General features: G+C 38.2%; 19 protein-coding genes. 10 read left to right on the top strand and 9 right to left on the bottom strand.

Annotation, left to right across the window (positions count from 1 at the left end):
- The first annotated feature begins 181 nt into the window (after positions 1-181).
- Positions 182-1,027 carry a YqiA/YcfP family alpha/beta fold hydrolase gene (locus A9996_RS20925; protein ID WP_083993828.1) on the top strand — a complete coding sequence of 282 codons (846 nt, stop codon included), beginning with the start codon at positions 182-184 and terminating at the stop codon, positions 1,025-1,027.
- Between the two features lie 250 nt (positions 1,028-1,277).
- Here the strand turns inward: A9996_RS20925 and A9996_RS03155 are convergent, their stop codons facing one another.
- The 8 genes from A9996_RS03155 to A9996_RS03120 all read right to left on the bottom strand — a co-directional run bounded on the left by A9996_RS03155 (position 1,278) and on the right by A9996_RS03120 (position 10,783).
- Entirely contained in the window at positions 1,278-4,151 is a 2,874-nt protein-coding gene (locus A9996_RS03155) for a type I restriction endonuclease subunit R (RefSeq protein ID WP_066430794.1), read from the bottom strand.
- Entirely contained in the window at positions 4,148-5,398 is a 1,251-nt protein-coding gene (locus tag A9996_RS03150) for a PDDEXK-like family protein (protein ID WP_066430791.1), read from the bottom strand. The genes A9996_RS03155 and A9996_RS03150 overlap by 4 nt, the downstream gene beginning before the upstream one ends.
- Positions 5,395-5,910, bottom strand: coding sequence for a hypothetical protein (locus A9996_RS03145; RefSeq protein WP_066430789.1), 516 nt, complete (start codon positions 5,908-5,910; stop codon positions 5,395-5,397). Before A9996_RS03145 ends, A9996_RS03150 begins: the two co-directional genes overlap by 4 nt.
- Positions 5,911-6,130: 220 nt before the next feature.
- Positions 6,131-6,469 (bottom strand): GIY-YIG nuclease family protein, encoded by a 339-nt coding sequence (locus A9996_RS03140; protein WP_066430786.1) that lies wholly within the window; start codon positions 6,467-6,469, stop codon positions 6,131-6,133.
- A 362-nt stretch (positions 6,470-6,831) separates the two neighbouring features.
- Positions 6,832-8,073 carry a restriction endonuclease subunit S gene (locus tag A9996_RS03135; RefSeq protein ID WP_066430783.1) on the bottom strand — a complete coding sequence of 414 codons (1,242 nt, stop codon included), beginning with the start codon at positions 8,071-8,073 and terminating at the stop codon, positions 6,832-6,834.
- Between the two features lie 76 nt (positions 8,074-8,149).
- Positions 8,150-9,718 (bottom strand): type I restriction-modification system subunit M, encoded by a 1,569-nt coding sequence (locus A9996_RS03130; protein ID WP_066430779.1) that lies wholly within the window; start codon positions 9,716-9,718, stop codon positions 8,150-8,152.
- Between the two features lie 187 nt (positions 9,719-9,905).
- Positions 9,906-10,403: a thermonuclease family protein gene (locus A9996_RS03125; RefSeq protein WP_066430778.1), complete on the bottom strand. Its 498-nt coding sequence runs from the start codon at positions 10,401-10,403 to the stop codon at positions 9,906-9,908.
- A 2-nt stretch (positions 10,404-10,405) separates the two neighbouring features.
- A complete protein-coding gene (locus A9996_RS03120; RefSeq protein WP_066430777.1) occupies positions 10,406-10,783 on the bottom strand; it encodes a PH domain-containing protein in 378 nt (125 codons plus the stop codon).
- A 262-nt stretch (positions 10,784-11,045) separates the two neighbouring features.
- Here A9996_RS03120 and A9996_RS03115 point away from each other — a divergent pair, with 262 nt between their 5' ends.
- Positions 11,046-12,080 carry a bile acid:sodium symporter family protein gene (locus A9996_RS03115; protein ID WP_066430776.1) on the top strand — a complete coding sequence of 345 codons (1,035 nt, stop codon included), beginning with the start codon at positions 11,046-11,048 and terminating at the stop codon, positions 12,078-12,080.
- A 225-nt stretch (positions 12,081-12,305) separates the two neighbouring features.
- Here A9996_RS03115 and A9996_RS03110 read toward each other — a convergent pair whose 3' ends face one another.
- Positions 12,306-12,947: a fasciclin domain-containing protein gene (locus A9996_RS03110; protein WP_066430774.1), complete on the bottom strand. Its 642-nt coding sequence runs from the start codon at positions 12,945-12,947 to the stop codon at positions 12,306-12,308.
- Between the two features lie 284 nt (positions 12,948-13,231).
- Between A9996_RS03110 and A9996_RS03105 the strand changes: the two genes are divergently transcribed.
- From A9996_RS03105 to A9996_RS03070, 8 genes are all read left to right on the top strand, one after another.
- Positions 13,232-18,244 (top strand): translocation/assembly module TamB domain-containing protein, encoded by a 5,013-nt coding sequence (locus A9996_RS03105; RefSeq protein WP_083993827.1) that lies wholly within the window; start codon positions 13,232-13,234, stop codon positions 18,242-18,244.
- A gap of 214 nt (positions 18,245-18,458) precedes the next feature.
- Positions 18,459-20,711, top strand: coding sequence for a translocation and assembly module lipoprotein TamL (tamL, locus tag A9996_RS03100; RefSeq protein WP_169817236.1), 2,253 nt, complete (start codon positions 18,459-18,461; stop codon positions 20,709-20,711).
- Between the two features lie 98 nt (positions 20,712-20,809).
- Positions 20,810-21,055 carry an AbrB/MazE/SpoVT family DNA-binding domain-containing protein gene (locus A9996_RS03095; protein ID WP_066430771.1) on the top strand — a complete coding sequence of 82 codons (246 nt, stop codon included), beginning with the start codon at positions 20,810-20,812 and terminating at the stop codon, positions 21,053-21,055.
- A complete protein-coding gene (locus tag A9996_RS03090; protein ID WP_066430770.1) occupies positions 21,046-21,369 on the top strand; it encodes a type II toxin-antitoxin system PemK/MazF family toxin in 324 nt (107 codons plus the stop codon). The genes A9996_RS03095 and A9996_RS03090 overlap by 10 nt, the downstream gene beginning before the upstream one ends.
- Positions 21,370-21,380: 11 nt before the next feature.
- Positions 21,381-21,860 carry a nucleoside deaminase gene (locus A9996_RS03085; RefSeq protein ID WP_066430769.1) on the top strand — a complete coding sequence of 160 codons (480 nt, stop codon included), beginning with the start codon at positions 21,381-21,383 and terminating at the stop codon, positions 21,858-21,860.
- 169 nt (positions 21,861-22,029) lie between these two features.
- Positions 22,030-22,365 (top strand): arsenosugar biosynthesis-associated peroxidase-like protein, encoded by a 336-nt coding sequence (locus tag A9996_RS03080; protein ID WP_066430767.1) that lies wholly within the window; start codon positions 22,030-22,032, stop codon positions 22,363-22,365.
- 95 nt (positions 22,366-22,460) lie between these two features.
- On the top strand, positions 22,461-23,513 hold the full coding sequence (gene arsS, locus A9996_RS03075) for an arsenosugar biosynthesis radical SAM (seleno)protein ArsS (protein WP_066430764.1): 1,053 nt from the start codon (positions 22,461-22,463) through the stop codon (positions 23,511-23,513).
- 81 nt (positions 23,514-23,594) lie between these two features.
- On the top strand, positions 23,595-24,278 hold the full coding sequence (locus tag A9996_RS03070; protein ID WP_066430822.1) for a TIGR04282 family arsenosugar biosynthesis glycosyltransferase: 684 nt from the start codon (positions 23,595-23,597) through the stop codon (positions 24,276-24,278).
- Positions 24,279-24,303: the final 25 nt, after the last annotated feature.

Genomic DNA, 24,303 nt, shown 5'->3' with positions numbered 1-24,303 from the left:
GACAAAAGCTGCACGTCATCCCATATTGAACACATAAATAAGGCTATATTTAATACCTTGTCATGTTTTGACGGTCTTATGTTTTAAATTTGAAAATTACATTTACATCCGGTAAAACTGTTGTAACTGACTATTAACCCTCAATAACAGAAAACCAACAACAAACATCCAACATCAAAAAATGAACATCCTATACATCCACGGCCTTAACGGCAGCCTTAGTCCGGAAAAAGAAACTATTTTAAAACGCTATGGCACAGTACAATCACCCACTATTGATTATGAAAACAATCCTGACAGTATTCTATGGCTTTACGATACATATAAAGATGCCAAAATAGAGCTGATCATGGGCAGCAGTATGGGCGGATTTGCAGGCTATCACCTGTCCAAACTGTTACATCTTCCTGCCTTGGTATTCAATCCGGCGTTGGCCTCTAGGAGTGTGTTTCAAAACATACCTGATACTCCAGAAACTAACGGCTCTACCATTAGTATAGTTTTAGGAGCAAAAGACGATGTTGTAGATCCTAAAAGCACGTTGAACTTTTTGGGAGATGCGTTGATACACCGCCAAGATTATAATATCAGCATTCGGCATGGTTTGGAACATCGGATTCCTGTGCCCGTATTTCAGGAAGAAGTCACTTTGTTTTTTGAGCGCCTGACGAAACCTTCTTTTAAAAAGAAAAGGCTCTTTTTGGACGACATCAGAACCATCGACATGGTGTATGACAAAACCTTTGAATCTGAATTTGATCTCGTGAGAACCTATGATGCCTTTGTGGATTACATCATCAAACACGGTCTCCCCGATTTTATTAGTTTTGATAATGATTTGGGATTGGATGATGACGGCGCTCTAGCTCCAGACGGATTAGCCGCCGCCAAATGGCTGGTTTATGAATCAGATCTCGATTTACGAAACCTCCAATTTAAGGTCCATTCAGCAAATCCAGTGGCTGCAGAACAGATTCGTGGGCTATTGGGGAATTATATTAGGTTTTTGAATAAGTCGGGTAAGTAGAAGTATTTGTAAAACCTAAATAGATAGCTCATACCAACACAAATTCATCATTGGCTGAATGGATCATAGCATCTGAAATAAAATCAAATAATATTTTTGCACTATCTCGAAATGCTATGTTCACTCAACTCGTCTGAGTTTCTTAAGATTTGTGTACCTGAAGTATAATCAAATCAAGTAAGTTCTCTTTAATTGATCGTCTTTTTATATTCTAGCATATTAGCAATGAAGACATCTGATGGTATTTTGCCTATCCCGTCATTCCATTTACAAACACCTGAACAAACTCTCGCATCTTGTCTAAAATCCGTTCGCCAATTTCTCTAGCTTTCAAAATACTCGGCCTATTATCCAAACATTTAAAAACTTCATCCCTCAAAGGTTCTCGTCCTGATGATGAGTAACTTTCTATGAGGGAATTAAACTGTTGCTTATCCAAATGTTCTTCTTCACATAATTTTGCAAGTGCGAGTATTTTTTCCTCATGCCAATAAGTTTGGAATTCGTCTTCAATATCATCTGGATTATCAATTTTAGGCAGGTTTTCTTCAATAAACTTTTCTATCAACTCGCGTTTGCTTCGCAATTGAATATCTCCAGACAGCATATCCATAATGGCTTTTTTCTGTTGCTGCGCTTGTGCACCTGTGGATTGTTTTAGTTTAGCCAATAAATGAAGGATATATGCCACATTGATTTGGTCACGATGTATCAACTCCAATTCAAAATCGATATCATCAAGGATGGATGTCTTTTGCTTTTGGCGGTCTTGTTTTACTTTCTCGTAGAGGTCAAGATATTTGCTTTTATAATCTTCAAACTCTTGAGCTGACATGTCTAAATCTTGCCAATCAAAATCGGTGTAAGATTCCAGCACGTTTTTGGCACGCATGAGTTGACGGAAGGCTTGAATAAATGCAGCTTCGTCTTCTTCGCTCAACAAATCGTCCACACTTTGATAGCTTGGTGTGATTTGCAATAGATTCTCTAATGCTTCATCAAATTTCTTGGCAACATGTTCGTAAGGTGGTAAAATAATATCTTCAATCGCATCCTTATTGGAAAACAAAGTAATCGCTTCGTCAGTTGATTTTTTAAGGTTTCGAAAACATAGGATATTCCCTTGTGATTTCCGTTCCCCTAATATTCTGTTTGTTCTGGAAAAGGCTTGAATCAATCCATGGTATTTTAGGTTTTTATCAACGTAAAGAGTGTTTACCTTTTTAGCATCAAAACCTGTCAGCATCATGTTCACAACAAACACGATATCCAAACGGTCTTTTTCATCATTGAAGGAGATTTTCTCCCGTTCTTTCAGTCGCTTGCTGATGTCCTTAAAATAGCTCTCAAACAGCTGACTGTCCTTGGTAGAGAAACTCGTGTTGTACATGGCATTATAATCCTTAATGTAGGATTCCAGTTTGTCTCTTGTATGTTTAGTTTCGTAACCAGGTTCTGGTTCTTCAGTACCATAATAATCATCATCTGGCATATAATCCTTGGCATGTTCATCATCTTCATTGGTGCCATAGGTAAAGATGGTGGCAATGCGTAAGTCATGTTCGCCAGCCTCTTTTTTGCGTTTAAAAATATCGTAATAACTGATAAGCGTATCAATACTATTGACCGCAAAGAGTGCTGAATATTCCTTATTAAAAGTCTTTTGGTCATGATAGGCAATCATATAATCGGCTATCTTCTCCAAACGTCTTGGGTCTGCAAACACTTCGGCTTTGTCGATGTCTTCGACTTCAATATCGATGAAGGTGTTACTCTTTTGTTTGTATTTGCCTATGTATTCAATCCCAAATCGCAAGACGTTTTGGTCTCTAATGGCATCGGTAATCACGTATTTGTGTAAGCATTTACCAAAAAGGTCTTTGGTTGTGCGTTTGCCTAACTCATTTTTAGCTGCATTGTCTGCAAAGATTGGCGTGCCTGTAAAACCAAAGAGTTGTGCGTATTGAAAGTATTCGGTTATCTTTTTATGGGTATCGCCAAACTGCGAACGGTGACATTCATCAAACACAAATACCACTTTTTTATCCTGGAGATGTTTCAGCTTCTGCTCGTAGTGGTTTTTAGATATGGCATTGTTGAGTTTTTGGATGGTGGTCAAAACCAACTTGGTATCATCTGCCAATTGCTTCACCAATTCGTTGGTATTGCCAGTAACATCCACACTTCCTTTTTTGAAACTGTTGAACTCATTCATGGTTTGGTAGTCCAAATCTTTACGGTCTACCACAAACACCACCTTATGTACATTGGGCAAATCCATAATGATTTGGCTTGCCTTAAACGAGGTCAGTGTTTTACCAGAACCCGTAGTATGCCATATATAGGCATTATCATTGGTGGTTGCCACTTGCTGCACCAACTGTTCAACTGCAAAATACTGATACGGTCGCAAGACCATCATGATTTTATGGGTTTCGCTACGTACGATGTAATGCGAAAGCATTTTTCCAAACTGATTGGTATTTAAAAACGCGTCCGAAAACTCGGTGAGGTCTGTCACATTTTTATTGTGCACATCTGCCCAAAAGAAGGTTTGCTTGACCGACTGCATTTTGTTGTTTGCCAAATATTTGGTGTTCACGCCATTGCTGATGACAAACAACTGCACATACTGAAACAACCCATAATTACTCCAAAACGATTGGTGCTGATACCGGTTGATTTGATTAAAAGCTTCCTTGATTTCCAGACCACGACGTTTTAGTTCTATCTGCATCACAGGAATCCCGTTTGCCAACAGCGTGACGTCATAGCGGTTTTTATACGTGCCCTCTTGGGCGATTTGATTGGTCACTTGATAGTTGTTCCTACTCCACTGCTCCTTATCAAAAAACCGTACATAAAAATTATCACCATCATCCTTGACCAACAAAAAGCGGTCGCGCAGCATCTCTGCTTTTTCAAAGACTGTTCCCTTTGCCAAATGGTTGAGGATGTTGTCAAACTCTTTATCGCTAAAGCTGGTGTTATTAAAACGCTCTAACTGACTTTTAAGATTGCTCAACAAGTGCTCACCGTCTGGGATAGTAACACGCTCATAACCCAAGCCAACGAGTTGTTGGATGAGGTTGTGCTCTAATATGGCTTCGGGTTGATGCGTCATTCGCCCTCCATTTTTTGAACTTGCTCGAACACTTCTTGAGGTAATAATTTTTCGTAATCTTCTATAAATTTAATTATTTGTGTTGCAAATAAATTTACATATTCTTTATTATCAGACTGATTTGCCAGTTTATCAATAGTAAAGTTATCGCTAAAGCTTATGCTGTTTCTATCCTTGGTCAGAATGTATCTAACTTGTTTCCATTTGTTTGACAATTTGTTTTCTTCTTCAAGGTCTTTTAGTAAAGTTGAATTACCTGAATTATAAAGTCCTATAAACATTTTCCCCTCTTTATGACCTGCACCACTAAATGGTTCTACTCCAAAAAGAAATTGAGGACTGGGTTCACTTTTAAAATGAATCCAAAGTTGTGAATATTTCTCATATACCTTTTTGTCAATTGTAATGTAATACCTCTCTTTATTAATTCTATCTAATAATTCTTTCTTCAAGTCAATTCTAAAATTATTCCAAAGTCTGATAACCATTTTGTTGTAGTTGTCTGCTACGAAACGTGATTCTTCGAGATGCGATTTCATCACATCTAATAATTTCTTTTCCTGTTCTTTATTCAAAGTATGGGTCAATTTTTTAATTAATACAATATACTGATTTATGGCTTCTCTTAAGGTTGAAAAATTAGGCACTTCGCGTAAACATAATTCTAACCAATCAACGATATGGTCTTTATAACTTATTATATGAAAATCTTCACCAGATATTAATTTAAGCTTGCTATAATTTTCAGGTTCTTTAATTTTTAAAGCTAAATAATACACACGATTTTTACCTTTACAATGATTACAATAGCGCTGTATTTGAGCTTTTTGGTCAATAGCGTGTATTTTGTTTTCTATGCTTATGGTATAACCATTCTTATCTCTTAAATATATATCGATACGACCACCAATCGCATGCGCTCTATCTTCTCCTTCTTTTTCTTTAAAATCTATCCTACCAATATCCTCTTCGGCTTTAACGAATGGGTTATCTGTATCGAAAGGTTCTGCATAATTTATTGTGAACAGAAAGTGTTTTAAAAATACATCTCCCATTTGGTGAGAACCTTTTGGGTTTAAAAGCTCGGTAAGAAAGGCTGAATGAGTTTTATTTTCCCTCGTTTCTATTTTAAGTACTGAAAATATATTGAAATGCTCTCCTTTTGCAATGGTTAATTCATTGTTATGAGCCACAATTAACCCTGTATTGGAAAGCAAATGCTTGAGTGAGGTTTCGTTTACACTCATATTGAATTTCGTCTTGAAAAATTTTGAAGTTCATAGCTTGCTATGGACTCCTTTTTGTCTACTAAATCTCTAACTTTATTAATGACAGTCATGTAATCTTTATCATCATTCATCTGTGTCCAAGATACTACCGGATGAATGCTCAAGATTTCTTGAATTCGTCTATCCACAGGAAAATGTGGTGGCTCTGGAAAATGTCCTAAACACCATTGATATTTTAGATAGAGATTCAATATTTTTTGGCAGACTCCAAAGTTGAGTTGCCCATCGTTCAAAATATTATCAAAGCTTTTTGAAAAGTCACTTAATCCATAAATATTTTTAATATGCTGATGGTCTTCAACTGGTTTTTCATATTGTTCTAAATAAACATGCTCTATCAAGCCACGTAATTTATTCTTTAGTGCTCGTTTTTCACTTTCAGAAGGATTTCCTTTGTAGATATTTGCGCGTTGAAAAGCTGCACTAAAGGTTAGTGTCCAGATTTCGTTTTGTATGAAGTTGTTTTTCATGGTTTATTTTTAATTATAACCGTCATTGCGAGGCACGAAGCAATCTGTATGTTGAAACTCTCTTTTCTTTGTTTAGTCAATATACATTAGGCATTTAGTTTCATTTAACAGATTGCTTCGTCGCATTTATAATGTCGTTTTAATTTTCATGTTTTGTCTGCGCTCCTCGCAATGACGTCTCACGTGTACTCCTCGCAGTGACGAAATTAGGTCGCAATCACTATTCATCATCATCATCATCATCATAATCATCATCATCTCCAAATTCTTTTTTTAACTCATCAAATAAGTCCTTCCATTCAGGATTGATACTGTTTATCAATGCTTCCTTTTTGGCTCTACTCCCGCCCTTTAATTGCTTTTCGCGACCTATTGCATCGCCTATCATTTGAAAGGCTTCGTAATATACTAATTTATCAAGATTATATCTTGCAGTAAACGATTTTGGGTCGTGTTTGTCTTTATGTTGCTGAACTCTTTTAACAATAGTTGATGTGACACCTACATATAATGTTGTGTTGTTTTTGTTGGTAAGTATGTAAATGAAGCCAGGTTTCATGTTTTATTATTTAGCGTCATTGCGAGCCACCCAAGCCGTCATTGCGAGGAGGCACGACGAAGCAATCTGTAAGTTGCAACGACCAATTCTTTCATTCAGTCACTCCTCTCCCTGCCGTCATTGCGAGGAGGCACGACGAAGCAATCTGTTCCAATGCTGTCATTGCGAGCCAGTCATTGCGAGGACGAAGGACGAAGCAAACTCAAGCAATCTGTATGTTGAAACTCTCTTTTATTTGTTTAGTCACTATACATTAGGCATTTAGTTTCATTCAACAGATTGCTTCGTCGCATCATACTGTCGTTTTAATTTTCAAGTTCTGTCTGCGCTCCTCGCAATGACGACGTCTGGCGCAATGACCGTTAAACAAACATCCCCTGCAACAACCCTTTTTTAAACGCTTGCGTTTTGTCTATTTGTTGCGTGATGGTTTCTATTTTGCTATCAATCGCTGATAGGTAATTGGCTATTTTTTGTTGTTCTTCCTTGCAGGGTAATAAAATTTTAAACGTTTTATATTCCTCCGCATTTATACCAGGTTGTCCTGACCTCATTGACATAATTTTAACCCATTTATTATATTTACTTGTTTGAGTTTGTAAATAAACGAAAGCCGGTAGTGCTTCCTTAATGTGGAATCGAATTAAGAAACCGGCAAAATATAGAATACCGTCTGGAAGACGATACAAATAACTTTTACCAACGCTTGCCCCTGTTCTTGCAAATAATATATCTCCTTCTTTAACTCTAAATTTAACTTCAAGTAATCCATTAGGCGAAGTAAGTTTATCAACATTTAACCCATTTGAAAACTCATCAATATCTGTGATTCTTAAATATTTATTTTGACCATCATAGGTAGTTGCTGCGGCATTCATGCCATATGATATATTAGAACTAATATCTCCCAACTTCTGCTCCTCCCAATCCCCATAATCCTTCCCATCATCATCCTTAAACCGCAACTTTTGAGAAAACAACTGTTGCATCACGCCCTTTTTGTAGTGCTCTAATAGGGTTTTCTTGGTGTTGAGCTGTTGGAGTTTGCGGTCTATAGCGGTTAGGAAGGTGGCTATTTTTTGTTGTTCTGGGAGTTGGGGAAGATTAATTTTTAATCTATAGAAATCTCCATGATTTAAATCAGGAATTGTTGATGTTCCAGCTAATTTAAGAATTGAATGCTGTGTTTTATAATCAGTTAAAAAATAATACATGAACCATTTATCTAATAGTGAGTCAAGTTTTATTTTAAAAAAATTATTGTGAAAAGCACCTTTTACACCAGTAACCACTTGTCCTGTATTGCCAGTTCTTGTCATTAAAATATCATCCTCAACACACAGAACGGATTTAGGTGCATTCTTAATAAAATATTTTTTAGCTGAACCTGCTCTTAAAACTTCATTTGTAATGTAAAACTGTGAACCTGCAAATGGTTCAGTAAATCTTTCAGATATAGCTATTTGCAAACCTTGATTTATTTTTGTTAAATCACTTAACTTTTTCTTTTTCCATTCACCATCAAACTCCTTAAACCGTAATTCAGGTATTAAAGAAACAGATTGCTTCGTGATGGTTATATTTAATGATTTAGGTTCATTCATGAGATTGCTTCGTCGCTTGGTGTATTCGTTTTAATTTTCATGTTCTGTCTGCGCTCCTCGCAATGACGCTCTGATTTCAAAACGGTGTATCAATTCCTAATTGTTTGCAAAAATCGGCAATAGCAGCATCAGTGTCATTAATGTCGTGTTCCAAGGCTTGTAATTCTTGTGACACGGCTTGCAAATCTACAGGCTCTTCTTCTTCAAAGGTATCTACATAACGTGGAATGTTAAGGTTATAATCGTTTTCTCGTACTTCATCCAAGGTGGCGACATAACTGTATTTGTCTTTGGTTTCACGGGTTTTGTAGGTGTCTATGATTTCCTCAATATGTTCCTCCAACAAAACGTTTTGGGTCTTTACCTTTTCAAAGTGTTGGCTGGCATCGATGAACAAGATGTTATCCTTGTGTGTGCGTTGTTTCTTCATCACCAAAATACAGGTTGGGATGCTGGTACCATAAAACACATTGGCAGGTAAGCCAATCACCGCATCGAGATAGTTGCGGTCTTCAATCAGGTATTGACGGATGTGCCCTTCGGCAGCACCACGAAACAACACGCCATGTGGTAAGACGCAAGCCATCGTGCCATTATCTGCCAATTGAAACACCATGTGTTGTACAAAGGCAAAATCGGCTTTGCTCTTTGGTGCCATCTTGCCGTATGCAGAAAAACGGTCGTCGTTGATGATGTTATCAGGTTTCCAAGTTGCCGAAAACGGTGGGTTTGCGACAATGGCCTCAAAACGCATGTCCAGATGTTTTGGGCTCGGATTGACAAGGGTGTCTTCGTTATAGATATCAAAACGTTTGTAGTGTACCTCGTGCATAATCATGTTCATGCGGCATAAGTTATAGGTTGTTGGGTTGCTCTCTTGCCCGAAGAATTCGCCCACTTCTTTCACTTCCTTTGCCACACGCAACAACAACGAACCCGAACCACAGGTTGGGTCGTACACGTTTTTCAGTTTGTTTTTGTCAACCGTCACCAGCTTTGCCAAGATTTTAGAGACTTGTTGAGGTGTATAAAACTCGCCTGCCTTTTTACCAGCACCAGAAGCAAACTGCCCAATAAGATATTCGTAAGCATCACCAAGCACATCGCTTTCGGAGTTTTCCAAATCGAAGTCGATGGTTTCTAAATGCGACAGGACTTTAACGATGAGTTCGTTTTTGGCGTTTTCGGTCTTTCCGAGTTTACTGCTCGTTAAGTCCAAATCTTCAAACAGGTTCCCGAAGTCTTCTTCGCTCTCGCTGCCCATCGTACTTTGTTCAATATTGGTCAAGACTTTCGAGAGGTCGTCCAAGATAAACTTGCTCTTGCCACCTGCATTGCCACGACGTGCCAACTCGCTAAAGAGTTCGTCTGGTCTTAAAAAGTAGCCTAACTTCTCCAATGAAAAGTCTTTGATGTTGTTGAGCAATAGGTCTTCTTGTGTGTGACCTTCTACTTGGTCATAAGTCAATCCGTCTGGTTCGAGGATTTCATTGGCATAAAGTTCCATTTTGCGGCTCAAGTACTTATAGAAGATAAAGCCTAATATATAATCTCTAAAATCATCGGCATCCATATTGCCACGTAGGTCATTGGCGATGTTCCAGAGGGTTTGTTTGAGTAGTTGCTGTTTTTGGTCTTCGGACATTTAGTTGGTTGAATGGTTATGTGGGTTGTAAAAATAGGGTTTCTTGGAAATTTTACACGAGAAAAAACTTGGATTGTATTTACACGTGCTGATAACAGCTTCCATTTGCACTTTTAGTTATCCGTCCATACTATGTTTCTGCCTGTATTTTTTCTATACATTTGGAAACAGCCACATTTGGGATAGCTCATTTTAATCTTGATTTTTTCTTCTTTTTGCTGCTCCGCCAGTCCCATGGTGCTATGGGCTTGGGATCTCGCCAAAGGCCTACTTTGGCATCTTTTGCCCTGTCTTCCAAATCCTGCAAGGCACTATCTTTGGAATATTTAACATAGTGCCACGCCAATCCATGTTTGACCAACTCATGGCATAAACTTAAAGCATCATCATAGATCACGTCACTGATATAGCGCTTATAGCGGTCTGTTTTTTGGATGTTGATGGTGACGGTTTTGCCAAAGATGGCGTTGGCTGTAAATTCCTTAGCACGTGCAGAAAAGGGCTGCTTTTTTTCTGGGCAGTCAATATTTGCTAAGCGCACTTTTACTAGGGTTGAATCTGACGTTAGGAGCTTAAACGTATCGCCATCCATGATGCCAATAACTTTGCCACTTAGGGTTTGGGAATTGGAAACTAACGTGCTTAAGACAAAGCATGCAACTAAAAATAATTTAATTGTGTTCATCCCTACATGACTTTGCTAGCCAAGTACTTTTGAACTTCATAAACGTCAATACTTTTATTGAATTTTTTACTTACTGAGGGTATGTTTTCGCTTGAGATCCAAATTTTCAATTCGGCATCCAAATCAAAAGTCCCTGATGTTTCTAAAGAAAACCGTGAGATGCTTTTGTACGGAAGGGATTTGTATTCTATTTTACTCCCAGTCAACCCTTGCACATCTATGATGATCAAACGTCTATTGGTGAACATAAACACATCTCTAAATAAGGTAAACCCTAATTCTATTTGCTCAGTGTCGATTAAAAGACGTCTGTATTTTTCACTTAATTTTTCTGCTGAAACTTCACTGGCGTTTCCCAATAGTTTATTTAAAATTCCCATGGCTTAGAGTTGTTGATTTGGTTTTTAACCAGCTACTAACTTACTGCACATTTACTGAAATTGCTAGTTTTGAGTTTTAAAATTCACAAACAACATTCCTTTTATAATTTTCGCCAGCCTAAGGAAGTTATCACAACCAAGGTTGATAAACACATGTGATTCCTAAAAAAGCCCTTCTAATTCAAGAAATAAATCAATGTTGGCCATTTTTATGGGTTGCAAAATCCTGTCTCTTTATATTTGCAACAAAATAGTCTTCCAAATGCTGAAAAAAATACGAATCGACCCATTTGTCATCGCTATCATTATTAGTATTGTCCTTGCTTATGTTTTTCCGCAACCGGGCGCATCAGGCAGTCCTGTACCGATGGATCTGATCAGTAGTTTGGGCATCTCCTTTATCTTTTTTTTCTATGGCCTAAGTTTAAGTTCTGTAGCAATAAAAAACGGACTCAAAAACTGGAAATTGCATGTCTCCGTGCAAGCGTCTACGTTTGTGCTATTTCCACTACTGATAGTGCCATTCTTCCCTTTGGTACGTAACACGTCTTATGAATTGCTTTGGCTCGCCTTTTTATTTATGGCGGCATTGCCTTCTACCGTGTCGTCCTCAGTGGTGATGGTGGCTATGGCAAAAGGCAACTTGCCGGGAGCTATTTTCAATGCCAGCATTTCTGGGATTATTGGCATAGTCCTCACCCCGCTTTGGATGATGCCGTTTATCAAACAAACCGATGTCGCTTTCGATTTCTCAACAATTTATTTACAACTGATTTCTGAGATCGTCATTCCGTTGGCATTGGGATTAGTACTCAGAAGATTCCTTGGAGCTTGGGCACAGAAACACAAACGCACACTCAACAAGTTTGATAAGTTGATCATCTTGCTCATCATATATAAGAGTTTTGTACAGTCTTTTGAAGACAACATTTTTAGCAGTGTAGGTCTTCTTGAAATGCTGAGCATGTTAGGCTTGGTCATCATATTATTTGTGGTGGTGTACAGTTTGACGGGCTGGATTGGGAAACTTTTAAAATTCAATCCTGCCGACCAAATTACCAACCAGTTTTGCGGCACCAAAAAGTCGTTGGTCCATGGCACTGTATTTTCTGAAGCCTTATTTGGACAGACCAGCATGGTGGGCATTATGTTATTGCCCTTGATGTTCTATCACGCCCTTCAGATATTGATTATTAGTGCAATCGCTACAAAAAAGGGAAAAAAATGGATCGAAACAAAGGAGGAGCATGTCAACCTCAAGGACTCCAACACTGTGGAAGATCATCACATTAAATAATCCGCTGTGTTGAGAGCAACGAGATCCTCCTTGGATAATACATCAGAATATACAACATCAACTCCTAAAAACATCCTTCATCACTAACACCAAAAAGCATTCGTGAATTCGTGGCATTTCAAATACATCCAAGATTCCATTCACTTTAAATAAAATCAAAACATAAGACCAAAAAAAAGACCCAACGAAACGTTGAGCCTAAATTTATAGTTGTTGATAATCTAATTATTTCTTAGACATCAATACTGCATCAACGATGTAAATTCTACCGTTAGAAGCTTCCACACTACCTAAAATAACTTGGGCTTTCTTACCAGAAGCATCTTTGATTACAAATTGATCTCCATTCATCATGGCAGTTAACTCTTCACCTTTTACAGTCTTAAAACTGTAAGAGCCATTGGCACCTTTTATAGCGGCTGCCATTTCATCTGCAGTAATTGCCCCTTCAACAACATGGTACGTCAACACATCAGTTAACATTTGTTTGTTTTCTGGTTGCATCAACCCATCCAGTGTTTCCTTTGGTAATTTATCAAAAGCTTGATTTGACGGCGCAAACACAGTGTATTCTCCAGGTTCAGACAACATGGTCGCCAAATCGGCAGCAGTTAATGCACTCACCAAAGTAGTCAAGTCATTATTAGCCATTGCTTGACCAGCAATACTATTAGCTTTCGCTTCTTCCTTCATCTTGGTTTCTTCAGCTTCCATTTCCATTTTAGCTTTCTCAGCATTTTCCATTTCCACCCGTTCGGTTTCCATTCTCATTTGCTCTTCTTTCTTTTTTCCATCATCACAAGAGGATACAAAAACAAAGGCTGTCAGTGCAGCGGCAAACAAAATACTAGTTTTTTTAAAAATCATAATATAATTTTTTATTGGTTTATGTACAGATATACGTCCAAAATGAGCGTTTGGAGTATTATTAATAGAACTTTAACATAATTAGTTTCAATATCTATAAATCGTTAAATTTAACATCATATTGAGATTAGAGTTAGTATTAATTGCATTTGATCACATTTTCCACATTGTAAAACGATAAATTTGTAATTCTTAATCAGACTGATTGGAAGAGAATAGCGACGATACTAAAACAACCCAAAAAAAAGAAGTATAGGGCCCTCAAAATAATTGGTAAAATTATTTTGGGCATCCTCATATTCATTATTCTTCTCGTTCTGTTTGTTAGAAGTCCTTGGGGCCAAGGCATTATAGTAGATAAAGTTGTTTCTTATATCTCCGATAAAACAAATACCAAAGTTGAAATAGAAAACCTTTTCGTCACCTATGACGGCGACATACAATTGGATGGCCTCTATCTCGAAGACAAAAAAGGGGACACTTTAATTTATTCGAAATCACTGGAAGCTAATATCCCTTTATGGGCTATGATTAGAGGAGAAGGCATTGGTGTTGATGCGCTAGACTGGGAAGGCGTCCGCGCTAACATCATAAGAAAAGATACCCTTAATGGTTATAATTTTCAGTTTTTGATTGATGCCTTTGCTGCCACCGATACCACAACAGTAGCAACAGATTCATCCGCTGCACCTTTAAACATCGTTTTAGGGAAACTCAATTTCAAAGATTTTGATGTTGTTTTTGATGACGCTGTGGCTGGAATTGAGAGCCGTTTTGACATTGGCACACTCAATGCAGACATGGAAACCACTGACGTGCAGAAGATGGTCTTTAAGGCATCTACCCTCAAGTTGACCAATTCAAATATCAAGTTTATCCAAAAACCAGTACCCATTGATCCAAATGCTGAACCTGCTCCTTTACCGTTATTGTCAGTTGAAAACTTAACATTGACCAATGTGTCTGCAGATTACCAATCTTATGGGGATCGCATTGCCGCAGAAGTTAACATCAGTGAATTATTCGCAAAAATCCCGAAAGTCGATTTGGCCAATAGCGATTTTGAGGTGGAGACCTTCAATCTTAAAAACTCTTCCATCCTTATACGCACAGAAACAGAAACCAACGCCGTGACCCAAAAGGTGGTGGAAGTTACGCAAGATATCAAAAAAGATATCCAAACGTTTGAATGGCCAGAATTGCGTTTGGCCATTGGTTCTGTAGATTTTGAAAATAATAAGTTTAGCTATTTTGTCGCTTCCGCAGAAGCTAAAACAGGCCGTTTCAATCCGAATGCAATTGTTTTGAATGATCTCAATCTCCAAGCAGATACTATCCTTCTAAAAGATAAAGCAGCAGCACTTCACATTGAAAACTCCACTTTTAAAGAAATTTCAGGTTTTGATTTGAAAAAATTGAGTCTAACATTCAATGCAGATGACACGACTTTGAAAGTTACAGATTTAAAAACTGCTCTAAACAATAATACCCTGCAGGCTACTTTACGTCTCGATTATCCCAAATTATCGGCATTGATAGAAATGCCAGAAAAATCGAAGATTGACCTAAACATTCCAACATTTCAGGTGTCGTTAAAAGATGTGTTCTTGATTCAGCCTGAACTGAAGAAAAATCCATACCTCAACACACTCAGCAAAAACCTGCTTACCGGAATCATCAAAGCGAACGGTTATGTCTCAGATATCAACATTGACCGTATGACTGCCAATTGGGCAAATACGCGTATCTCAGCAAACGGCACACTTCAAAACGTTACAGATCCCAACAGCATCCAATTCAACATTCCAAATTTTTCAGCCATCTCAAAACGCTCTGACATCGTTCAATTTGTGAATGAAGAGCAACTTGGCGTCAGTATGCCTGAAGATGTTAAATTAGCTGGACATCTAAAAGGAACTCCTAATGCCATGTATGCAAACGCCACCTTGACCACCACACAGGGCAAAGCTTCAATAGAAGGTAATTTTAAAAATGGCAAAACCTTGGAGTTTGACGCTGATCTTTCCATTGAAGACTACAAGTTGAATCAACTACTTCAAAATGAGCAATTAGGCACTTTAAGTATGACCTTAAAAGCCAACGGCAATGGCAAAACAATCAATAATTTAGATGCTGAGGTGGAGGCTACAATTTCAAGTTTTACATATAATAATTACGACATCAATGATTTGAAACTGGTTGGCGATATTAAAGATGGACGTGGTAAAGTCACTTCGCATTATAAAGATTACAACCTCAACATGGATTTGTATGCCACTGTTGTTCTCGATTCGGTCGCACCAGAGGCCACTGTGGAATTGGATATTAAAGGCGCCGATTTGAAGGCCCTCGGTTTAATGCAGCGGGATGTTAAAACAGGCATGAAAATCTATGCTGATTTTAAAGGTAATACCACAAATTATGACATTGCCGCCATTGTGGATAACGGCGTAGTAGTCTATGACAATAAAACCTACCTGATGGGCGATTTGAATGCTTTGGCCCATGTGCGAAAAGATTCTACAGCCGTTTCGATAAAAAATAAATTGGTAGATGTACTGTTGCAGTCAAATGCAGATCCTCAAACGTTCAGCACGGCATTACAGCGTCATGTGTTCAGCTATTTTTATCGCGATGAAAAAGTTACGGATAGCATTACCAATCCTGTCAATTTAAAACTGCGGGCCAAAATTATTCAGGCACCAATTCTCAATGAAGTCTTCTTGGTCAATGTCCAAGATTTGGATACTATAAAAATTGCGGTCGATTTTAATGAAGCCCAACGGGAGTTGGAAGCTTACATTACGGCGCCTCATGTCAATTACAGCGGGTATGAATTGGACAGTCTTGCCTTTACTATGGAAACCGATATGGAAAAATTCAACTTCGACCTTGGATTTAATAGAATAAAAGCGGGGCCATTTGATATCAAAAAAACCGTAATCAGAGGAAACCAAACCAATAATGAACTGTCCCTAGATTTTATAGCGTATAATAACGAGGAAAAAATGATTCAAATATTGAGCAAAATTACGGGTCATCGTGACCGTTTGCGCGTTCATGTCTTGCCTGAAAATTTGATTATCAACTATAAATCTTGGAATACTCCCGAATCCAACGAGATGATTTATACCGACTCCAACTTAATATTCAACGATTTTCGATTTGACAAAAATGACCAATCGGTTGAAATTACGGATAAGTTGCCTTCGATTTCGAAAGAGCACATCGCCATCGATTTTGAAAATTTTCAGTTAAGTGAATTTTTGAGCTATCTAAATCCTGATGATAAATTGGCCACAGGTAACCTCAACGGCGAATTGATAATTGAAGAACCTTTTGCAGATACAGGTCTTGTGGCCGATTTGAATATATCCAGTTTGAGTGCCATGGATGTGGATATGGGCACCTTAAGCGTGGATGCCAAATCTTTGGGTGGCAACAGTTATGCTTTCAATGCCAATATGCAAGGTGGAGAAGTGAATTTGGATTTAAAGGGTAATTATGTGGCGAATGAAACTGGTGCAGAACTCGATTTGAATTTGGATATCAATCAATTCAACATGAAAGCCTTGACTGGATTTACACAAGGACAAATTATAGGCACCGATGGCAGTTTTAAAGGGAACTTCACATTGAGCGGCACCCCTACGGCACCTAAATACGAAGGTCAATTATTTTTCAATGACGCCGATTTTAAAGTGGCCAGCTTAAGTGCAGCCTTCACCTTGCCCAATGAAACCTTGGATGTGGACAGCAACGGGCTGTCGATGGATAATTTTACCATTTTGGATGAAAATCAAAACGAAATGGTGATGACTGGAAGTGTAGGCACAGAATCCTATCTCAATCCTACATTCAACGTCATGGTAAAAGCTAACAATTTCCAGTTGCTAAACGCCACAAAAGAAAATAACGAGTTTATTTATGGACAAGCAAGTTTTGACGTTCTGGCCAGAATAAAGGGCGATTTACAAATCCCGATAATTGATATGAACCTAACGGTCTTACCAGCTACTGATATCACTTATGTTATGCCTTCTGCCTCTGTAAACATTGAGGAACGTGATGGCGTGGTCATTTTTGTAAACCGCCAAAACCCTGACGCCATCTTAACCCGAACCGAAGAAGTCACCGCAACGGTCAAGGGTTTTGATCTGTCGGCCTACGTAAAAATTGGCAATGAGGCTGCCGTGACGATTGTGATAGATGAAGAAACTGGCGATAATTTTAAGGTGTCTGGTAAAGGCGATTTGAACTATAATATGTATCCCAACGGTAATATGACGCTTTCAGGATTATATGAGGTAAAGGATGGGTATTATGAACTGAACCTTTACAATCTGGTCAACCGTAGATTTGATATTATGTCTGGAAGTCGCATCGTATGGTCGGGAGACCCTTTTGATGCCAAGTTGGATATTAAAGCGTTGTACAAAGTTGAAACATCTGCCTCTTCTTTAATGTCCCCTGCGTTTTCAGGAGAGGATGCATCCATTACAGGTAAATTTAGGCAAGTGCTCCCATTTTATGTCTATCTTAATATTGATGGCCAGTTGATGGAACCCAAAATAAATTTCACTCTCGATATGCCAGAAGATGAGCAAGGTTCCATTGGCGGACAAGTATATGGAAGGGTTCAGCAACTCAACCAGCAGGAAGATGAACTGAACAGGCAGGTGTTTTCGCTTTTGGTTTTGAACCGTTTCTATCCAGACCCTGGAAGTGATGGTAGTACAGGTGGTGTGGCATCCATTGCAAGAGACAATTTAAACGATGCCGTTGCTGACCAACTCAATATATTTTCAGATAAATTGCTGGGCAGTTCTGGTTTAGACCTCAATTTTGATTTGGACAGCTATACTGACTATCAAGGGAATTCGCCACAAGAACGTACACAATTGGATATCGCTGCACAAAAAAAACTTTTTGACGACCGATTGATTGTTAGTGTCGGAAGTGCGGTAGATGTGCAAGGCAGCAGTTCAACAGGCGAAGCAACACCAATTATTGGCAACGTCAGCATCGAATATATTCTTACAGAAAACGGTCGGTATCGATTGAAGGGTTTTAGACGCAGTGTCTTCGATAATGTCATTGATGGACAGACTATTGTTAGCGGAATTGCACTGATTTTCACACAGGAATTCAACAAATTTAGCGAACTTTGGGACGCTATGGTGAAGTCATCTACCAGAAAAGAAAAACAAATTGAAGCCGATAAAGAAGCAGCCGAGGCAGCACAAAAAGCTAAAGAGGAAGCTACAGATGAAAGCATTAAAAGCATAAAGCAATAGAAAGATCTAAAACCGACATAGAAAAGATTTGAACACTAATGTGTCTGGCGAAATGGTTCTTAATTATTTAGAAAAACCAAATTACAGGGAATTGGAAGTCCGTAAGTTACTTAACAGATTGAGAGATAGTATCGTTGAAATCAGCTTCAGCCAATTCGTGTAATCCGTGTCAAAATAAACTTAAACCTTGAAATTATATCTTACATACATCACCATGCTCCTCCTCCTATGTGGAAGCCTGTACTCTTGCAGTATTGCCAAGCTCATTCCTGAAGACAAACGGTTATACACCGGCGCGAGCTTGACCATTGAATCAGACTCCATCATTAAAAATGAAGACGGTCTAAAATCAGAGCTCGAAACGGTATTGATTCCGGAACCGAACTCAAAAATTTTGGGTATGTACCTTGGATTATACTACTATTATAAAAACCAAAAGGAAAAACCTGGGATCATTAACCGTTGGCTGTATAAAAAATTTGGAGAAGAGCCCGTTTATAAGTCAGATGTTAGAGAATATGAAGTTGAAGACTTGTTGTTGAACCGATTGGAAAATAGAGGTTTTTTCTATAGTAGAGCCTCTTCTGAATTTAATGAAACCGAACGAAAGGCGTCCATAGATTATATGGTAAATTTAAAAACACCCTATCGGATGGCTACCTATCAAGTGGACTCGATGCCTGCGCCAATTTTTGGTGACATCAAGAAATTGGTAAAAACATCCCCTCTCGAAAAAGGAATGCGTTTTGATTTATCAAGCTTGAAATTGGAACGCGAACGCATCGATTTCAATCTAAAACAAAAGGGTTATTATAATTTTGACGACTCCTTTTTACTTTTTGCAGCAGACACAAATCGCTATGATAATAAAAGATTCGATTTGTTCTTGAAGTTAAAGAACGGCGTTCCAAAAAAATCCATCATTCCTTATAAAATTGCAGAGGTCAATATCTATCCAACCTATGATGTGGCTGATTCCATTCAAACGCAAACCATTCGCTATAACGAGAAAAATTTCATTCAAAAGGAAGTGTTTTTTGAGCCCAAACGTCTCGAACCATTTGTAAAAATTGAAGAAGGCGATTTTTACGATCCAGTAACTTCAAAAAATACTGCCAGACGCTTGTCTACCATTGGCGCGTATAAATACGTCAACATCCAATACAAGGTCATTGATACTTTGGCCACGGATAGTTTGGGACTATTGGAGGCAAACATTTATTTATCCCCCTTAAAAAAACGAGCCTTCAGGGCCGAACTTCAGGTTGTTACAAAATCTAACAATTTTACGGGTCCTGCTTTGGCATTGACCTACAGCAACCGAAATGTTTTTAGAGGCGGCGAAACCTTCAACACCACCCTAAAAATAGGCTATGAAGCACAGTTGGGTGGCGGAAAAAATGCTGGAAAAACGAGCCTCGAACTTGGTTTAAAGAACGAATTGATTTTTCCGCGTGTTCTGTTTCCCATCAAAATTGACAATGAATTCTTCGAATATTCCATTCCAAAAACAAAAACATCCATCAGTCTTGATTACCTAAATAGAACCCAATTATATACCTTACTTTCGGGCACCGCACTATTTGGTTATGTTTGGGATGCCAATAAATACGTCACCCATCAAATCAATCCGATTTCCGTTAATTATACAGAGTTGACTAATGCCACACCTGAATTTCAACAAGTTTTAGCGGACAATCCATTTTTAGGTCGCAGTTTTGAGCAACAGTTTATTTCTGGCTTAACCTATGCTTTTACCTATAATGGGATGGTCGACGTAAAAAATAAACATCAATTTTTCTTCAACCTCACACTGGATGTTGCTGGTAATTCCATAAGCCTTTTTGGAAAAGAAGAAGCGTCTAATGGCCGAGAAACATTCTTGGGCTTGGAATATGCACAATATGCCAAAACAGATCTCGACTTCCATTACCATTATAATTTTGCAAAAGAAAAGATGATTGCGGCGAGACTTTTTGCTGGCTACGGACTAGCATATGGCAATTCGGATGTGATGCCTTTTATAAAACAATATTATTCAGGTGGTCCATATAGTGTTCGCGCTTTCAGAATCCGTTCTTTAGGACCGGGTACTTATAACTCCGACGAGGATGCTGCCACCAGCGGCAATTTTTTTGATAAGACAGGAAACATCAGGCTGGAAGCCAATATTGAATATCGCTTCCCCATCTACTCCTTTTTTAAGGGGGCGGTATTTGCCGATGCTGGAAACATTTGGAACTCCAAAGAAAATCCTGCCTTCAACGGAAAAGGTAAATTTTCAAGTGATTTTTTGAGCGAACTCGGAATGGGTGCTGGTGTAGGCCTGCGTGTGGACATCCAAAGTTTCGTGATACGATTCGACTTGGCCGCACCATTCCACGACCCAGCATTACCCATGGGTGAACGCTGGAATTTTGATGTAGCCAACCCAATTCTGAATTTTGCCATTGGGTATCCGTTTTGATCCAAGGTTTTTATAATTATCGGTGTTACCTAAATAAATGCAAATCTCTTGCTTTTCAGAAATTAATGTAATAACTTTGTAATCACATTTTAAAACTTATGGAAGTAACAATCATTAAAATAGGAAATTCGAAAGGTTTACGTTTGAGCAAAACCATTTTAGAAAAATACAACATCCAAAATAAAGTGGAATTGATACTTGAAGATGACCAAATCATCCTGAAACCTATAGATGAACCTCGAAAAGGTTGGGATAAAGCATTTGAAAAAATGCATCAAGAGGGTGATGGCAAACCATTGATGGATTCTGTTTTTGAAGACGAAACCTTTGAAGAATGGAACTAACGCAATATATGATTGTTTTGGTCAATTTAGACCCATCCATTGGAAGCGAAATTCAGAAAACGAGACCATGTGTCATTATTTCGCCAAATGAATTGAATAGACACATGGATACAATTGTGGTCGCACCAATGACCACAAATCTCAAAAAATATCCTACAAGAGTTGCTGTCAATCATAACGGAAAAAAAGGTATGGTGGCCATAGACCAAATCCGAACTATTGATAAATCAAGAATTGTTAAAATTTTTGAATCATTAACCATTAAAGAAATTACAAACTGCAAAGCCATCATCAAAGAGACTTTTGTAGATTAAAATTGAAGTAAATGAATAAAGACAACGAAAACAAATTCATGCTCGAAGCTGTCAACGCAGCACTAAAAGGCATGCAGAATAATGAAGGCGGCCCTTTTGGATGCGTCATTGTAAAAGATGGAAAAATTGTCGGAAGAGGCAATAATAAAGTAACTTCCAACAACGACCCAACGGCGCACGCTGAAGTGATGGCCATTAGAGATGCCTGCAAAAACTTAAATTCCTTTCAATTGGAAGGTTGTACAATTTACACGTCCTGCGAACCATGCCCCATGTGTTTTGGCGCCATCTATTGGGCAAGACCAGACAAAGTATACTATGGCTGTAGCCAAAAAGATGCTGCAGACATTGATTTTGACGATGAGTTTATCTACAAGGAAATTGAGTTACCTTACGAAAAACGAAGCATTCCTTTTGAACAAGTGGCGCGAGATATCGCTTTGGAACCATTCCAAAAATGGAGCGATAAAGACGATAAAACGGTTTACTAGTAAAACCACTCATTGTCAGTTTGAATTTCTATACTAGAACTCTTCTACTGCTTCAATTAAAACCCAATCGTTTTATTATATTAGGATTTCAGTTAAGTTTAGACAATATTACCGACTTAAAAACTCAATCGCACTTTTTCTCGTACGTATAACCAACAACATAAAACTCATGCAAAAAACCTATTACGACCCAGCAGATCTCAAAAAATTTGGAAAAATCACCGAATGGAACGAAGAACTTGGTACCAAATTTTTTGATTATTATGGAAAAGTTTTCGAAGAAGGGAAACTATCCGCTCGCGAAAAGTCCTTAATCGCTTTGGCCGTCGCCCACACTGAGCAATGCCCGTATTGTATTGATGCCTACACCCAAGATGGTTTGCAACGTGGCATTACCAAAGAAGAGATGATGGAAGCTTTACATGTTGGCGCCGCAATTAAAGCTGGCGCAACCCTGGTACACGGTGTGCAAATGATGAATAAAGTGAATAAATTAGAGATGTGAGCAGGCTGTTGATTTTGTGAAACAAAATCTTACAGATCGCTCATCCCGATATTTATCGGGATCTTTTTATCAAGTAGAATGCATTAAACAAGAATATGATTAAATCCTTACATAAGCGAAAAAGCGACTTAGCAAACAGCAACAGACAGCTCGAAATTTTATCGAACGGTATTTTCCAGAATGGCGATTTACCAAAATTCAAGGATAAGATTGCCGAGACTGGGCAGTTTCCGCTAAAGGCGAAAAAACTTGAAATTTTACAAATCAACGTTGGCTACATGTGCAATCAGGTGTGTGAGCATTGCCATGTAGATGCAGGACCTGATCGCAAGGAAATTATGACCCGAGAAACGATGAAACAATGTTTGGAAGTCATTAAAAACACGGGAGCACACACGTTAGACTTGACTGGAGGCGCACCTGAAATGAATCCTGATTTCAGATGGTTTGTGGATGAAGCTTCAAAAGCTGGGATTAAGGATTTTATCGTGCGTTCCAATCTTACCATCATTAGAGCCAATAAAAAGTATTATGATCTGCCTGAATTTTTCAAGCAGCACAACGTTCATGTTATTTCCTCAATGCCACATTGGACCAAAGGAAAAACTGACAAGCAACGTGGTGATGGGGTTTTTGATAAATCTATACAGGCTTTAAAAGATTTAAATGCTGTTGGCTATGGCATCCCAGATAGTGATTTGCGCTTGGATTTGGTTTACAATCCTTCAGGTGCATTTTTACCCGGAAATCAAGCCAGCATGGAGAAAGATTTCAAGAAAGCATTAAAGGAAGATTTTGATATTCATTTCCATAATCTTTTTGCGATTACGAATTTACCTATAGCTCGCTTTTTAGATTATTTGATCGCTTCAGAAAACTATGAAGACTATATGTACTCCTTAGTGGAAGCCTACAATCCAGCCGCGGTAAAAAACGTGATGTGCACAAATACCTTATCCATAAGTTGGGATGGATATTTGTACGATTGTGATTTTAACCAGATGTTGAATTTACCAGTGAACAGTAACGTAAAACATATTTCAGAATACAACGAAGAACTTTTAGATGGCAGAACCATCACGATCTCCCAACATTGTTATGGGTGTACCGCAGGGGCAGGCAGTAGTTGCCAAGGTAGTGTGACATAGTCCCCTTTGTCCTTCTGACATTTCCCCAAAGGAAAAAGAAATAAAAAATGATTCGTGAATTCGTGGCTAAAAACCCCACTTTTGAATAACAAAACCGCCATATTAATCTTTGCAAACTCCGGACAACAGGAGGCGTTTGCAAAACAATTCAAGTCATCACAACTTCTGTTTGATGAACTAAATTGCCAAACGCTTAAAAAAGTCAAAGCAACGGGTCTTCCATATTTCCATATTTCTGAAAATGAGCAAATTGGAGCTACCTTTGCTGAACGATTCACAAATGCCATTCAATCGATTTATGATAAGGGATTTGACTCGGTCATTTCAATTGGAAACGATACACCGCATTTAAAATCCGGCCAAATCATTCAGGCAGCGAAGGAATTAAAAAACCATGACATTGTATTGGGACCTTCTTTGGATGGCGGGTTTTACTTGATGGGATTGAAAAAATCGCATTTCAGTGCAGAAACTTTTTTAAAATTACCTTGGCAAACTTCACGATTGTCGCATAGCTTTTATCGCCTAATTGAAGCTAATAATACCCGAGTATTCAAACTTGAAGCTTTATCGGATATCGACACTGTTTCTGATATCAAATTTATTCTTGGGAGTAAAAAGTACATTGCTTCATGTTTAAAAATCGCACTTCTTGAAGTCATTTTAGAAGCTAATCAAATAGACTATTCTTTTCAGTTTCACTTTACAACTTCCTTTCAAAATTCTTATTTCAACAAGGGTTCTCCCCATTTTATTTATGCTTAACGAGTATTGAGAAATTAGAAGCTGC

Source organism: Gelidibacter algens (assembly GCF_001678675.1).
Classification (GTDB): Bacteria; Bacteroidota; Bacteroidia; order Flavobacteriales; family Flavobacteriaceae; genus Gelidibacter; species Gelidibacter algens.
The sequence above is the reverse complement of the archived record's forward strand: the minus strand, read 5'-3'. Positions and strand labels throughout refer to the sequence as shown.

Excerpts from the sequence above, each read along its gene's own strand:
- A9996_RS20925 (WP_083993828.1), top strand. The coding sequence starts at position 182 with ATGAACATCCTATACATCCACGGCCTTAACGGCAGCCTTAGTCCGGAA.
- A9996_RS03155 (WP_066430794.1), bottom strand. The coding sequence starts at position 4,151 with ATGACGCATCAACCCGAAGCCATATTAGAGCACAACCTCATCCAACAA.
- A9996_RS03150 (WP_066430791.1), bottom strand. The coding sequence starts at position 5,398 with ATGAGTGTAAACGAAACCTCACTCAAGCATTTGCTTTCCAATACAGGG.
- A9996_RS03145 (WP_066430789.1), bottom strand. The coding sequence starts at position 5,910 with ATGAAAAACAACTTCATACAAAACGAAATCTGGACACTAACCTTTAGT.
- A9996_RS03140 (WP_066430786.1), bottom strand. The coding sequence starts at position 6,469 with ATGAAACCTGGCTTCATTTACATACTTACCAACAAAAACAACACAACA.
- A9996_RS03135 (WP_066430783.1), bottom strand. The coding sequence starts at position 8,073 with ATGAATGAACCTAAATCATTAAATATAACCATCACGAAGCAATCTGTT.
- A9996_RS03130 (WP_066430779.1), bottom strand. The coding sequence starts at position 9,718 with ATGTCCGAAGACCAAAAACAGCAACTACTCAAACAAACCCTCTGGAAC.
- A9996_RS03125 (WP_066430778.1), bottom strand. The coding sequence starts at position 10,403 with ATGAACACAATTAAATTATTTTTAGTTGCATGCTTTGTCTTAAGCACG.
- A9996_RS03120 (WP_066430777.1), bottom strand. The coding sequence starts at position 10,783 with ATGGGAATTTTAAATAAACTATTGGGAAACGCCAGTGAAGTTTCAGCA.
- A9996_RS03115 (WP_066430776.1), top strand. The coding sequence starts at position 11,046 with ATGCTGAAAAAAATACGAATCGACCCATTTGTCATCGCTATCATTATT.
- A9996_RS03110 (WP_066430774.1), bottom strand. The coding sequence starts at position 12,947 with ATGATTTTTAAAAAAACTAGTATTTTGTTTGCCGCTGCACTGACAGCC.
- tamL (WP_169817236.1), top strand. The coding sequence starts at position 18,459 with ATGCTCCTCCTCCTATGTGGAAGCCTGTACTCTTGCAGTATTGCCAAG.
- A9996_RS03095 (WP_066430771.1), top strand. The coding sequence starts at position 20,810 with ATGGAAGTAACAATCATTAAAATAGGAAATTCGAAAGGTTTACGTTTG.
- A9996_RS03090 (WP_066430770.1), top strand. The coding sequence starts at position 21,046 with ATGGAACTAACGCAATATATGATTGTTTTGGTCAATTTAGACCCATCC.
- A9996_RS03085 (WP_066430769.1), top strand. The coding sequence starts at position 21,381 with ATGAATAAAGACAACGAAAACAAATTCATGCTCGAAGCTGTCAACGCA.
- A9996_RS03080 (WP_066430767.1), top strand. The coding sequence starts at position 22,030 with ATGCAAAAAACCTATTACGACCCAGCAGATCTCAAAAAATTTGGAAAA.
- arsS (WP_066430764.1), top strand. The coding sequence starts at position 22,461 with ATGATTAAATCCTTACATAAGCGAAAAAGCGACTTAGCAAACAGCAAC.